General features: G+C 27.9%; 17 protein-coding genes. 12 read left to right on the top strand and 5 right to left on the bottom strand.

The window, feature by feature from the left end; all coding sequences use genetic code 11:
- Positions 1-9: 9 nt before the first annotated feature.
- Complete coding sequence (locus tag G9F70_RS23845) at positions 10-444, bottom strand: DMT family transporter (RefSeq protein ID WP_224617764.1); 435 nt, start codon at positions 442-444, stop codon at positions 10-12.
- Between the two features lie 82 nt (positions 445-526).
- Between G9F70_RS23845 and G9F70_RS23840 the strand changes: the two genes are divergently transcribed.
- The 5 genes from G9F70_RS23840 (at position 527) to G9F70_RS23820 (ending at position 4,719) form a co-directional block, all read left to right on the top strand.
- On the top strand, positions 527-1,216 hold the full coding sequence (locus G9F70_RS23840) for a Crp/Fnr family transcriptional regulator (protein WP_164945112.1): 690 nt from the start codon (positions 527-529) through the stop codon (positions 1,214-1,216).
- Between the two features lie 287 nt (positions 1,217-1,503).
- Positions 1,504-1,674, top strand: coding sequence for a hypothetical protein (locus G9F70_RS23835; protein WP_187352983.1), 171 nt, complete (start codon positions 1,504-1,506; stop codon positions 1,672-1,674).
- 203 nt (positions 1,675-1,877) lie between these two features.
- Positions 1,878-3,155 carry a hypothetical protein gene (locus G9F70_RS23830; protein ID WP_164945111.1) on the top strand — a complete coding sequence of 426 codons (1,278 nt, stop codon included), beginning with the start codon at positions 1,878-1,880 and terminating at the stop codon, positions 3,153-3,155.
- 149 nt (positions 3,156-3,304) lie between these two features.
- Entirely contained in the window at positions 3,305-4,174 is an 870-nt protein-coding gene (locus G9F70_RS23825) for a methionyl aminopeptidase (protein ID WP_164945110.1), read from the top strand.
- 347 nt (positions 4,175-4,521) lie between these two features.
- Positions 4,522-4,719, top strand: coding sequence for a hypothetical protein (locus tag G9F70_RS23820; RefSeq protein WP_124998595.1), 198 nt, complete (start codon positions 4,522-4,524; stop codon positions 4,717-4,719).
- A 26-nt stretch (positions 4,720-4,745) separates the two neighbouring features.
- On the opposite strand, the gene G9F70_RS23815 is transcribed toward G9F70_RS23820, so the two are convergent.
- Positions 4,746-5,597 carry a GNAT family N-acetyltransferase gene (locus G9F70_RS23815; RefSeq protein WP_164945109.1) on the bottom strand — a complete coding sequence of 284 codons (852 nt, stop codon included), beginning with the start codon at positions 5,595-5,597 and terminating at the stop codon, positions 4,746-4,748.
- Between the two features lie 6 nt (positions 5,598-5,603).
- Positions 5,604-6,206, bottom strand: coding sequence for a TetR/AcrR family transcriptional regulator (locus G9F70_RS23810; protein WP_164945108.1), 603 nt, complete (start codon positions 6,204-6,206; stop codon positions 5,604-5,606).
- A gap of 196 nt (positions 6,207-6,402) precedes the next feature.
- Between G9F70_RS23810 and G9F70_RS23805 the strand changes: the two genes are divergently transcribed.
- From G9F70_RS23805 to G9F70_RS27365, 6 genes are all read left to right on the top strand, one after another.
- Positions 6,403-7,587 carry an MFS transporter gene (locus tag G9F70_RS23805; RefSeq protein WP_164945107.1) on the top strand — a complete coding sequence of 395 codons (1,185 nt, stop codon included), beginning with the start codon at positions 6,403-6,405 and terminating at the stop codon, positions 7,585-7,587.
- A gap of 26 nt (positions 7,588-7,613) precedes the next feature.
- Positions 7,614-8,162 carry a TetR/AcrR family transcriptional regulator gene (locus tag G9F70_RS23800; protein WP_164945106.1) on the top strand — a complete coding sequence of 183 codons (549 nt, stop codon included), beginning with the start codon at positions 7,614-7,616 and terminating at the stop codon, positions 8,160-8,162.
- 389 nt (positions 8,163-8,551) lie between these two features.
- The gene (locus G9F70_RS23795; protein WP_164945105.1) at positions 8,552-9,016 is read left to right on the top strand and encodes a GNAT family N-acetyltransferase; all 465 of its coding nucleotides are present in this window, start codon (positions 8,552-8,554) and stop codon (positions 9,014-9,016) included.
- Between the two features lie 173 nt (positions 9,017-9,189).
- Positions 9,190-10,236 carry a MerR family transcriptional regulator gene (locus tag G9F70_RS23790; RefSeq protein WP_164945104.1) on the top strand — a complete coding sequence of 349 codons (1,047 nt, stop codon included), beginning with the start codon at positions 9,190-9,192 and terminating at the stop codon, positions 10,234-10,236.
- A 406-nt stretch (positions 10,237-10,642) separates the two neighbouring features.
- A complete protein-coding gene (locus G9F70_RS23785) occupies positions 10,643-11,386 on the top strand; it encodes a LytR/AlgR family response regulator transcription factor (RefSeq protein WP_164945103.1) in 744 nt (247 codons plus the stop codon).
- Positions 11,374-12,657 (top strand): sensor histidine kinase, encoded by a 1,284-nt coding sequence (locus G9F70_RS27365; RefSeq protein ID WP_164945102.1) that lies wholly within the window; start codon positions 11,374-11,376, stop codon positions 12,655-12,657. Before G9F70_RS23785 ends, G9F70_RS27365 begins: the two co-directional genes overlap by 13 nt.
- A gap of 6 nt (positions 12,658-12,663) precedes the next feature.
- On the opposite strand, the gene G9F70_RS23775 is transcribed toward G9F70_RS27365, so the two are convergent.
- A complete protein-coding gene (locus tag G9F70_RS23775; RefSeq protein WP_164945101.1) occupies positions 12,664-12,813 on the bottom strand; it encodes a cyclic lactone autoinducer peptide in 150 nt (49 codons plus the stop codon).
- Positions 12,788-13,399 (bottom strand): accessory gene regulator B family protein, encoded by a 612-nt coding sequence (locus G9F70_RS23770; RefSeq protein WP_164945100.1) that lies wholly within the window; start codon positions 13,397-13,399, stop codon positions 12,788-12,790. Before G9F70_RS23770 ends, G9F70_RS23775 begins: the two co-directional genes overlap by 26 nt.
- Positions 13,400-13,702: 303 nt before the next feature.
- Between G9F70_RS23770 and G9F70_RS23765 the strand changes: the two genes are divergently transcribed.
- Positions 13,703-14,077 (top strand): hypothetical protein, encoded by a 375-nt coding sequence (locus G9F70_RS23765; protein WP_164945099.1) that lies wholly within the window; start codon positions 13,703-13,705, stop codon positions 14,075-14,077.
- Positions 14,078-14,224: the final 147 nt, after the last annotated feature.

The raw sequence follows: 14,224 nt of genomic DNA, 5'->3' as shown, positions 1-14,224 counted from the left end.
TGCACCCCCCTATAAGATAATCATAAAAATTAAGCCTATTATAATTAGTGAAAAGCTTAATATTTTTTCTTTTCTTAGTTTAGTAACTTTCATACTAAATAAGCCGAAATGGTCTATTAAAGTAGATAGTACAAGTTGTCCAAATAACCCCATACCTGCGGTAAGTGTTATCCCTATTTTGGATGAAGATAGATTATTCAAGAATATAACTAAAACACTTAGTACACCTGGTATAAGAAGAATAATAGGTATTTTATTGAATTTAGGAAGTTTATTTTTTCCTACTATGGATACTAGTAAAATTAATAGAAGTCCTAAGACGTGGTAAATTAATGTACTAATATATAAACCTATCTTTTCTGATAGAACGCGATTTAAAAATATCATTATAGCAAGAAGAATACCGTTTAAAACGGCTAAATTTCTATACTTATTCAAATTCATTCACCCCTTTACAAGTCGTTATAAATAGAATAATATATTTATAACAATTAGAACATGACATTAGTCATGTTAGGGAGGGTTTATGAGAAGAATTTTAGATGTTAAGATTTTAAATCGGTATATTATAAAGCATAATATAGAAAGGATTTTTGATGATGAAATATTAAAATATGTACAACTTGATTTCTATGAAAAAGAAGAGCATATATTAGAATCAGGGGAAAATCTTGAATATTATTATTTACTTGTGGATGGTAAAATTAAAATTTATTATCCTTTTGAAAATGGAAAATCAATGTTTTTAAAATTCTATAAAGATTTTAATACTATAGGAGATTTAGAACTTTTAAAAGGTATTCCTATACTTTGCAATATTGATGCAGTAGAAGATACTTATTTGATAGCAATACCTGCAGCTATACTTAGAGGAAAGTATTTCAATAATACAAAGCTTTTGAATCATTTGGTAGATTCTTTGAGTGAGAAGCTTTGTGGGACGATTAATAACAGCTCATATAATTTTGTATATCCACTTATTAATAGATTATCTAGTTATTTAGTTGAGCATTTGACAGACAAGAATTATATAATTTTGAATTCATCATATTTAGAAATTGCACAATTTTTAGGTGCAACATATAGACATTTAAATAGAACTCTTAAAGAAATGGAATCAAAATCAATTATAAAATGTGATGATAAAAAAATATATATATTAGATATAGAGCAACTTAAAGAATTGTCTAAAAATATGTACATAAAATCACTTTAGAATATAGTTTGAAATAATTTTATATGATTAAATTTGTTAGGAAAACCTGACTTGCTACTGATACGGAGAACCTTACCACAAGTATTTCGATTTAATTAAACAAAATAAATTTACAAAATAAGTATAGTTGTATTGAAAATATGATAGAATGATTAAAATGAATTTGATTTTCAAGGAGAGAGGCAAATGTACAGACCAATTTAATACACAATAAAATTACAAGATATTTCAAAATTAACCTTTAAAACAAGGTTTTTTTGCTATGTAATTTTGGAGGTGTATTAAAATTGAATAAAAAGGCTAATATTTATTTAATGTACATTATTGTATTCCTACAGGGATTTGTTTTTTATAAAGCAAATTCATTTGGGATGTTCTTTTTAGAACGAGTGTTATTATCAGTGCCTTTAGCTGGAATTTCAGGGTGTGACATCGCTCTACTTCATCAGCTTTTATAACTTGCGTAATTATGTGTATTCTTGCTTATATATTATTGTTTGTCTATAAGAAAAAAAGCATCAAGGAAATATTACAGGTAAAATAAAGATAAAATGATAAAAGTTGTAGTACAATAAAGAGAGGCAAAGTTAAAATAAGGTGAGTGCTAAAAGTATTATCTTTCAATTTGGTGAGTTAATTTTTTTATAAAGGAGGGATATTTATGAAAAGAGAATATTTGGAATTGAAAACATGTCGTACTGAAAAAGCAGAATTTATAAGGGGAAGAGAATATGTTGTACTTGGTACAACAAGTGAACAGACATATGAATATGAATGCGAAGTATTGCCTTGTTATAGGATTGTAAACGAAAGGGGTGCTGTGGAAATAGTTGTGCCTGACCAAATTTTCTATCCAACCAATAGGTTATTGCAATCCATAAAAGACGTAGTATATTTAGGTATTCTAGATATAGATAGTTTAGTGGAGGGTGAAATATATTCTGTGTTTAAAATGCATGAAGAAAAAGGGGAACTTGTTTATAGCATATTTGATAATTCAAATAAACTAAAAACATATCCTACATCCTTGTTTGTTTCAGAGGCTGAATATCTTAAAATGACTAAAGAGGAACTTTCCGATTTTAAGAAAGCAAAAACAGAAGAAGTATTAGAATTTGAAGATTTGAGAAAAAAAGAGGAGCAAAAGGTCTTAGATGAAAAATTAGAATTTGAAAATGCTAAAAAAAATGAGATTCAAAAATCTTTAGATGAACAAAACAAGCTACAAAATATAAAGGATTTGAATAATCTTGAAATAGAAAAAATTAAAAAGATTATAAAAGTTTTAAGACCAAATATAGTACAAAATACTACTAGCCCTTCCATTAATGAAACCTCTAAAATTACAAATGAAATTAATAAGATCTTAATGTTTTTTATTATTGGATGTTTTATAACAGTTGTTTGTTCAATATTTGGTAAGGCTTTATTAAGTTCAATAATTAATATGATATATTTAATTGCAGGTGTGTTAACTTACGTATATTTAAAAAATAATTTACCTGAAAGTTTAATTAAAGATATCCCTAAAAGTGAAAAACCTGATAAAAAATCGCTAAATTTATTGGTGAGCTTTAATGATGATATATTGTTGAAATTAAAAAAAATCGAATTAAATTTATTGATTTTGGAAGGTGGAACTACTGTAAGTAGTGGGAATGTTTCACTAATAAAGGAATCTGTTTCCTTTTGTTTAGAAAGTTATAAAACCAAAGATACTAATTTATTAAAAGATATATCTGTATTTTTAGATAAAACCCTTGAATATATATATAGCTTGATAGACGGGAGTAATTCAGAAGAATTATATATAGAAAAGCAGGTTTATGAAAACGTATCTTCTATTATAAACAGGAACACTGATATTTTCGAACTTATGATTTCGGACAATAAAGAAATTAAAGAAATATTAAATAAGGGAATTAACCCTATGGAGTAAACAATTATTATAATTGTATGGCTCTTAATAATATTCATTATTAAGAGCATCCTACATTTTCAGCAAATTTAAATATAAACTAAGGCATAAATAATAGATTAATTCAATGTAATCTTAAGTTAAATTAATATTAGTAAAGGAGAATGTATATGATTTTAAATAGAAATGATAAATGCTGGTGTGGAAGTAGACTAAAATATAAGAATTGCCATTTGGACTTTGATAAAAAACTAGAAACCTTGAAGAATCAAGGCTGCATAGTACCAACAAGAAATCTTATTAAGAGCAAAGAGCAAATTGAAGGGATAAGAAAAAGTGCTAAAATTAATAATGGTCTTCTAGATTTGGTTAGTGAGAATATTAAAGAAGGAATGACTACAGAAGAAATTAATAAACTAGCTCATGAATATACAATATCTCAGGGTGGAATTCCAGCTACTCTTAATTATGATGGATTTCCAAAAAGTATTTGTACATCAATTAATGATGAAGTGTGTCATGGAATACCAAGTAAAGATGTAGTACTTAAAAATGGTGATATTATAAATGTTGATGCAACTACTATTCTTAATGGATATTATTCAGATGCATCAAGAATGTTTATGATCGGAGAAGTAAGTGCTGAAGCGAGGAAGATAGTAGAAATAACTAAGGAATGCTTAAATAAGGCAATAGAATCAGTAAAACCTTGGGGCTTTTTAGGTGACATAGGAGCAGTTATTCAAGAATATGCAGAAAGTAATGGATATTCAGTAGTTAGAGATTTTGGAGGGCATGGAGTTGGATTAAATATTCATGAGGAGCCATTTGTTTCTCATTTTGGAATTAGAGGAACAGATATGATTTTAGCACCAGGGATGGTATTTACCATTGAACCAATGATAAATGGCGGAAGTCATGAAATATTTATAGATGAAGATAATGGATGGACAGCTTTTACAGCTGATGGATCTCTTTCAGCACAGTGGGAGCATACGATTCTTGTAACTGAGGATGGTATAGAGATAATATCAAAATAAATAATAATTAAAATCTTGTACAAGACTAATTAAGCTTTGTACAAGATTTTTTTACGTTAAGCACACTTATAGGAGGCTTGGATGTTTTGCCTCCATCATTGAAACTATTAACTAATTAATTGGTTGAGGGTTTTTAAGAAAAGTTTATACTTTGTTTATACTTAGTTTAGGAAAAATCTAGGATTATATTTTACAATTAGATTATTGGAATATTAAAATATAAATAGAAAAATATTTTTCTTAATAAATATGTAAGAATTATGGTAAGTATTTTGTAAAAAATACCTTGTATAATTATTTATAGAGTGAAGTTGATAAGTTTTAAAATATGGGGGGGAATATCTAAAATGATCAAAATAATGTTTGCAATGAATATTCTAGTAATAATAACAGCATTACTTTTTTTTATTATGGGAATAAAGTATTTTAAAAATGATAAATACAATAAAAGATGTATGAAATGTATACTTGGGGGTACTAGTATTACAGGAATATGTATTATTATAGGGGCCTTACTTTTTGTACCAACCTTCTTTCCAATATAAAAATAAGGTTTGGTAAATAACAACTGCTATAATGGTAAATACATTTCGTATTGCTCAATTGTTTCTTTTTGGAAGTGTAGCTTTCGGAGGAAATCTTCTAATGAGGCGTTGCTTGGCAGGCATATAGTCACTTTTTCTAGATTTTGAGCCTGGGCTGCTTTTTGCATCATACTGCGTCCAAGACCCTGATGGCGGCAGTTTGGGTGGACCCAGAGAAAGTTGATTTTACCTTGTGAACTCATGGCAATTAGAGCCACTTGTCTATCAGCATGGTATGCACCAAGGAGAGATTCATGTGTGCTGGAAGCATAGTAGGGAGTGTCACTTTGCCAGCTGATGTGGCAGTCTAAGAGTGATTTTCTAAAGGACTCCAGTTTATCAAAGGTGACTTGTTTTACAATGTATGGCAGTGTATCGGTGGGTGAAGCTATTGTTTGTATCATGCTAGAGTAGTATTTTAATGTGCAAACATGTCTATAACCACAGTTTTCATAGAACTTCACGGCCCTGTGATTATCTTTTATTACTTCAAGGAATAATTGATTGCATTGGAAAGTAAGCGCAGTGGATTTATGCATTTCAAATAACTTCTGGCTAATGCCTTGACCTCGATAGTCTGGACTGAGGCAAAGGGTGCCACAGCGCAGGGTAGCTAAGCCATCAAATACTCGGATGCCACTGAGAATCAAACCGATGGGATGGTTCTGATCAAATGCCATAAAGGATAGATTTAGTGCGTTGCCTTCAGGACCAAAGAATCTAGCTTCGAAGTCATCCTGGCTCATTGTTAGCGGGAGGATATAGTCTGAGAAGCCAAGGCTAAAAGCTTGGAATATTTCGTTTATAGTTACATCAGTGCAAGTTTTATAAGTAATCATAATCACTTACCCCCTTAAATAATTGAGAATCATATTAATGTATTCAGAGATTGTAGCTTCATTAATCTTAATGCCCATTACAGCATCAGTGAATCCCACACCATCTAGTGATGTAATAATGAGATAAACAGCACTTTTTGTGTTTAAATTCTGACGGAACTCGCCATTTTGAATGCCTTCTAAAAGGAGTTGTTCCAAATCCTCTTCAAATTTTTTGTAGCGTACTTGGGCAATCTCGTTTTTACAGGTGCTTCTTGACATTATACTCCAAAATTCCGTGGTAAATCTAATGCCCATACAAACGCTTTCGGTTTGAAGACTATCCAGAAACCAGCGTAGATAGAGAGTTACCTTCTGCGACGCGCTCTCTATATCAGTCATTTCATGAAGTACATTACTTCTCATTTGAAAGCGTTGTTCGGCAATTGCCAGGAAAATCTCTTCTTTGCTCTTAAAATAAGTGTAAAGACCTCCTTTACTGATACCGGAATGTTTAACAATATCCTCCATAGAGGATTGGGAATACCCTTTTGAACTAAAGACCTCAAAAGCCTCGTCTATAATTTCTAGTTTCCGAAGCTGAAATTTTTCTGAACTTATTTTTGGCATATTCATCCCTCCATAAAAACGACCAGACGGTTTTTATTATATTATAAAACAAAAATAATATAATATCAATATTAATTTTTAATTGAATATGGAAAAATTTATAAAATGATTGATATTATAAGGTAAAGGATGTATACTCTATAGTGGAAACTATATAAACTAAATGAGTTTCCACTACGGGGGTGAGTATATAAATATGAAAGATAACGTATTTTCTCGAAAAGAGTTACTATTTTTAATTACAATAAGTTTAGCTTTAGGAATTAGGCAAATGGCAATGACTATGGTTATGCCTTTTATTTCAACTTACAGCAAGACTTTAAGCTACAGTAATGCAACCTTATCTGGATTAGCATTGGGTATATTTGGGCTGACTCAAGCTATTTTTCAAATACCTTTTGGTATATGGAGTGATAAAGTAGGAAATAAACCTGTTCTTTTAATTGGGATTATGCAAGTAATAATAGGGTTAATAGTTGCATTTTTTGCTAAAAGCATATATATGCTTATCTTTGCAAGGGCTTTGCAAGGAAGTGGAGCTGTAATTGCCACTGGATATTCATGGGTTACTGGTAGTGTAGATAGCAAAAAGCGACCAAGGGCTTTAAGTATTGTAGGAATATTTATTGGCTTTTCAGCAGCGGCTTCTTTTGCTTTAGGACCTTTAATTCACAACTATTTATCAGTAAGACAGATATTTTTAATATGCGCAATCTTGATTTTCTTAGTATGGATTATTATACTATTTTTTCTAAAGGAGACTTATGACTTAAACTCTTATGAGATACCAGAAAAACAAATTAGTACAAGAGATAGCATTAGGGTATTATTAAAAAATAAAACATTTTTAGCACTTAACTTAGCAGGGTTCTTTAATAATTTTATAATGGTTGCAGTATTTTATGTAGTACCTCAATATCTTGACAAAATTACAGGTATTAATGGCATGTGGAAGATTTTTATGCCGGCAGTAATTATTGCTATAATATGTATGCGAAGAGCTATTAAATTTGTTGAGAGCGGATATAGTTCAAAGTTGATTGCTGTATCATTTATGATAACTGCTATAGGTATATGTTTTTATTTTAATAGTAAATCATTTTATTTTATATTGGTAGGTACTATACTATTTATGACAGGGTATATTTCTTTATCTACGATAATACCTTCTGTAGCAAATGATATTGCAGAAAATAGTTATAGAGGTACTGCAAATGGAATAATAAATAGTTTTCAATATATCGGCTCTTTTTTTGGAGCAGTGATTACTGGTGCTCTATGGAATAACCATGAAAATGTTGTATTACTTTTAATAATAGGAATATCTATAATGGGTGTATTTACTGTAAAAAAAACTAAAATTAACAGTTCAATGAATTAAATAAAAATTAGATTGAGGATGATAAAATGAGAGATATAATAATGAAAGTTGCTTCTGAAAAGATACAGATATATGGTTTAAGAAAATTTACTATGGATGAAATTGCTTCAGAACTTAAAATTAGTAAAAAAACTATCTATAAGTATTTTAAAAATAAAGATGATATTATAGTTGAATATTTTAAAGACATAATAGAAACTGATAAAAATGACACCCTTGAGTCTGCAAAAAAAGACTGTCCTTTAGTAGAGAAGTTGAATTCTATAGTTTATTCTTATCATAAATACAAATTACCGGTTAATGTATTAGATGAAGCATATAAATTTTATAATGATGAATGGAAGAAAATTCAGCAATTAAGGGATTTTAAATTAAATCTTATTGAAATTACAATAAAAGAGGGGATGAAAGAAGGTTTTTTAAGAAGTGACATTCAACCGCATATGATTACTTTGATGTTGGAAGGTATTAGTAACACATTTTTAGATTATAAATTCTTAAGTAAAAATGATATGACCATGAAAGATGCCATGAATGATGTGATGACAATATTATTATACGGGATTTTAAAATAAATTAGGTTTGTAGTGTATTAATAGCTATATCAGAAATAACTCCATATGTATTTAATTATTAATTATGACAAAAACATGTTATATTGTAAATATAACATGTTTTTATAATGATAGGTGTATTTATAAATTAAAGATCAAATATCAATAAATAGAAATGGAGGGTATTTAAATGAATATCCAAAACTATACTTAACTATATATTTGATTATTTCTTGTCAAAAGCTTTGGATAAAACAAAACTTGAGGTATGGGAATCCAATGAACGTGCAGTATTTCAACTTGTAAGATAAAATACTAGCGATATTGGTCATCAGTTTTTATAATAATTTTTTTGGGGCAAATGATAAAGATTAGCATTAAGGAAAAATATTTTCTTTGGGAGATGAATTATGTTAAGAAAAGTTACTAGGGAAGACTTTCAAAAGCTATTTACTTGGGTTAATGATGAAGAGGTAAGAAAAAATTCAAGGTATACGGAGGAGAAAAATTTAGAAGAATATAAGGACTGGTTTTTTAAGGCACTAAAGGACAAAAACCTTTTTATGTTTATTCAAGTAGTTGATGAAAAAGATGTTGGACAAGTAAAACTTGAAATTTCACAGCAAGAGATAACATTTAACTATAGCATTGCTAAAGAACATAGAGGTAATGGATTTGGTACTGCTACAATTAGAGATGCCCAAAGATTTATAAATGAAAATAAAGATTTGTTTACTGCTAATAGCAAGTTAGTTGCATATATTAGAGAAGGTAATATACCTTCTTGCAGAGTGTTTGAAAAACTTGGATACATAAAAGTATTTCAGTGTGAAGATTATGTGAAATTTCAAAAAAAGTGCAGTGTGAGTTGTTAGAGTGTTTATGATTAGGAAAGGTAAAACGTACCATAAGTAATATGGGCTACCCATAATAAAAAAAATATTTTCACCACTTGACCTTCGCCTAAGGTGAAGGTTTATACTATAAACAAGTTAGAGGTTAAGACTAAAATTTACCCTCTAAAAATGAATTTATATGAGGTGGCGCAATGAAAATAAAGTATAGTATTAAAGAAGTGGGAGAATTGTTTAGCATAACAAAAAATAAGATTCGATTTTATGAAAAGAAGGGGCTAATAACACCTGCACGGGATGAAGAAAATAACTATCGCTACTATACAGAAAAGGACCTAATAAAATTACAGACTATTCTTATGTATAGAATATTAAATATACCCATAGAAGATATTGAAGATATAATGAAGAATGATTATAAGAATAATGTATTAAATCACTTTTATAAGCAGTGGGAAATCATAAACAATGAAGTTCATAGATCAAAACTTATTCAAAATTCATTAGAAGAGATAATGGATACAATTTATGAAGCAAATGATGAGAAATACCATATGAGTATTATTGAATCCATTAAAAAGATGAATGAGATTTATAAAATAAAAGAAAACTGGAAGGATAAATGGGATTTTGATGGGTGGGCAAAAAACTATGATAAGGACGTAAAGAGAGACAGAGGTAGTTTAAAAATTTATAAAAACTATGAAGTGATTTTAGATACGGTTTTTAAAAAAGCAATGTACAATATAGATAAAGAAGTAGAAATATTGGAAATAGGTGTAGGTACTGGAAATCTTGCAAACCGATTTTTATCAAAAGGATTCCATATCACAGGACTAGATCAATCCAGGGAAATGCTGAATGTGGCAAAAGAAAAGTTTCCAAAGTTAAAACTGAGACTAGGAGAATTTTTAAAGCTACCCTTTGAAAATAATACTTTTGATATTATTGTATCCACCTATGCATTCCATCACTTGAATGAGGAGGAAAAAGGCGTTGCTATTAAGGAAATGTTAAGGATTTTAAAGAATGATGGTAAAATAATCATTGGAGATCTTATGTTTGAAAATGAAAAACAGAAACATAAAATTATGAAAAACCTCACAAGTGAGCAAATTGATGAAATTGAAGACGAGTATTATTCAAACATTGAGTTATTACAAAATGAATTTGGGAAGTATGGTAAAACAGTGAATATGTTTCAAATTGATGAGTTCAATATTGTAGTTGAAGTAGCCTGAGTAAAAGTACAGGCTACTTTTTTAACGATTTTTAAATAGTTATTATGCAATCTACAAAGTTATTTTTTAAGGTACAGTCCTATAAAAGAACAAGTGAACAAGATAAATCAACTTATACAATTGTAAAATATTGAAGGTATTTAGATATATTTGTAGAATAAACCTTTAATAGAGAAAATAGAGTATAATTGACAAATAACGAATTAATGTAATTAGTTATTTTTAATATCCCATGAAGGATTACAAGTAAAATGCTAAATAATAATCTATTGATTTATACTATAGTTTCTCACTCATCATTCCCCTGGCTCAATTTCAACCTATAAAATACCCCAATTTAGCATATGTTCACGCTTTAATAACTTAATTACAACATACTAGACATTTAACAAAAGGAGATTAACTAATGATTAACATACTTATATGTGATGATTGTTCAAAAACATTACATCTAATAAAAAATATAGTTATAAAAACTTACGAAGAAGAAATGAATTTAAAAGATTTCAATGTATTAACTTTTAATAAATCCGCTGATCTTATTTCATATGTTAAAAACAGTGTTGAAAAAAACATATACATATTGGATATCGATTTAAATGAAGAAAAAAACGGCTTAAAATTAGGAAGAGAGATAAGAAAATTAGATCAGTATTCAGGTGAAATGATTTTTGTTACCAATCATATTGAATTAAGCTTTAAAGTATTCCAATACAAACTCCGTGTAGTAACATTCATAAATAAAAGCATACACCTTGAAAGTCAGTTAAAAGAAAGTCTTTTAATTGCTACCGAAATATTAAATAAGCAAAAAGATGAAAAGAAAAAGAAATTAATAATTAAAATAGGCACTGAAACATTTAATATACTGCTTCAAGACATTATTTATATTGAAACTATAAAAAATAGCCGTAAAGTGATTCTTTATAGTACCAATACTATGGTTGAATTTTACAGCACATTAAAAGAATTAATGAATTCATTAGATGGTAATTTTATTCAAATTCATAAAACAAGTATAGTGAATAAGAAATATATAAAAAGTGTATGTAAAAATTCTAATAATCCTTATGTAGAAATGACGACAGGAGACAGGTGTTCTATTTCTAGGACAGGGTTAAAAGAGGTGAGCAAGGCGTGGGGAGAATAAATATAGTTCTTTTATTTATTACATTTTATGTTCAACTTTATATTGGTTGTAAACTAAAAAAAATTAAATTTATTATAAATATAAATAATTTCATAATAATACTAAGTAGCGCTATATTACATTATTATGTACTTAAGCTTAATTACTTAAATGATTACAAAGTTATCATTACCACTATATTCCTTATGATAATTTTAGCAGTATTGATTGAACGCAGCATCTTATATTTGATTCAAACTACATTTTTTATAACTTTAATAATGATATTTTCTGAAGCTATAACAGCGCAATTTTTTATAAATATATTAAGTATTAATTTAAAAGTTTTAAGTTCAAACAAAATAATATTTGTATTTTTTAATATTATTTTGTTTATCACTGCTGTTTCTATTATTAACTTAAAAGAAGTAGTTACTGTATTTTTAATTTCTAAATTCAAAATTAAAGATAATGATTTTATGGTAAACACTATATTTATGGCAAGTTTAATGATTGTATTTATTGTTATTTATTTTTTAGCATATAAGTCTTTCAATAAAGACACAGTTGTTATTACACTTCTAAGTTCCATCGTTTGCTTAATGTTGATTCTAATATTTTTTCATAAAAATTACATGTTAAAAATAAAGCAACAAGAATTTATACAATTAAAAACATATACTAGTATTATAGAAAATTTAGTAGATGATGTAGCCAAGTTCAAACATGATTATAATAATATTCTTTTTATGACCAGAGGATATTTAGAAGACAATAATGTTGAAGAATTAAAAAGAATTTTTAATAAAGAGTTGATTCATGAATGTAACTATGAAAACAATGAAATACTAAAGCTTAAAAAAATTAAAGACGCTGGATTAAAAGGATTGCTGACCTCTAAAATAGTAAAACTCTACTTAGATAATATAACACTATCAATAGAAATTTTAGATACAATAGATACTTTTCATATAGATATGATAGATTTATGTAGAATTGTAGGTATACTTCTAGATAATGCCTATGAAGCTGCAAAGGATAGCAAAGAAAAACTTGTATCTGTAACTTTTATTCAAGATGAATATTTAAATATAACTATTGCTAATTCTTATAACAACAGTATAAATATAAGTAGTATATATAAGAAAAGCTATTCCACAAAAGGGCCTAATCGTGGAATAGGCTTAAATAATGTAAAAGAAATTATAAATAAAAAATATCCTAATGTTTTATTAAAAACATCTGTTGAAAAAAATTTTTTTATTCAAGATTTATATATAGAAGCTAAGTAGGTAGGACTACTTAGCTTTTTTCAATAATGATTTTGGCATTTTAGGTTCTTCTAAAGCATAAGCGGCACAAGCTTGAGTGGATGTATGAGCGATATTTGTAGTTATGTCACTTATTTTTATTGCTAAAATTTTAGATATTTTCTCTGTAATATTCATAATTGTTATACCTCCTATTTAGTATTTTGTATGTAATCGGGCATATAAGAATGGCTTCTATCCATAGTATATGTAGAAAAACATTAGAAAAAAATGAGTTCTTTATAAATATAGAAAGAAAAAAATAAACACTAGCTGTAAGTATACTTTTTATTTTAAGATTTTGTCTAACTGATTTATCTAAATAGGGTTTTTCCTCTGTATCTGCCGGTGCGTATTTGAAAAATACATATAAAACAACTATAAAAATAAGCAATTTTGCAATAATGGTAAGTGGATAGGCTAAAGAAATATGTACGGCACCCAATATAATAAATCCTGTAGATATTAAGCATGTAATACTTTTCCTAGCATGGATTCCCCCAACAAAGCGGCGCAAAATCCCAAAAATTATTAAGCTATATAGCGTGTACCAGAATAAACCTAGTATATATCCTACAGCTAAAATAATAGGGAGTTTTGTAATGTTCATAAATAACACTTCTGTCCCATACCTTATAATTTCTAATTCCTCTTCTGTCTTATTCGGTAATGTTTTTTTTATGTAATTAGATAGGTTCACACTAAACTTTTCTGATAATCTCATGCAAGTACTTCCTTAATAAAATGGATTTTTATATATATAAAATTTACCAAGTATATAACTAGTTGTCAATAGAATTGCATTGAACGACATATAAGTTGTATCGAATGACATATAAGCATATTAAAGTACATAATAATACAATTATTATGCTGTTCACTTAAATATTGTATACACATATTAATATAAATGATATTGTTTTGTTGGGATGCGCATCCTAACTTATATAGAAATATTGGTGACGTTACCTAATGGATTTAAATTTTATTATTAATATATTTTAAAGATTAAGGAAGGTGGATTATTATGAAAATGAAAAAAGGTATATCGGCTCTTTTATTAAGCGTAGGATTGATAAGTACTTTATCAATGTCAGCAGGTGCATTCGAAGCTAAAGGATCTTGCAATAATGTTCCATGTCAGGCACAATTAAACATGGAAGGTACAGTCTTTAGAGCTGGAACTTATGCAGATAAAATCATGGCAAATATTTCTGTAACATTAGATGGAAAAAAAGAATGGTGGCAGGAGGATAATTTTGCTCACGATACTACTTCGGCATATGTAAAGGCTAAAATAAGCAGTGCAGATGCTTTGTCAGATCATCACGCTGATAACCACAGAGGAGATGTTTTTAACAGAAAAATTCAATTTAAAAATGGAAATTTTAATATAATGTAATAATGTATAATTAAAATTTAAAAACTAATATAGGAGATAAACTATATAGTTTTTAAATTTTTTAAATCATAATAATTTAATTTATTAAGTAAGAATGGTGATGATTTTGACAATATTAAAAAGATTTTCTCCTTACATATTTTTTTT

This window comes from Clostridium sp. FP1 (genome assembly GCF_011065975.2).
GTDB classification, from domain to species: Bacteria; Bacillota; Clostridia; order Clostridiales; family Clostridiaceae; genus Clostridium_AD; species Clostridium_AD tagluense.
Note: the sequence above shows the minus strand (reverse complement) of the source record. Positions and strands in the feature narration are given on the sequence as shown.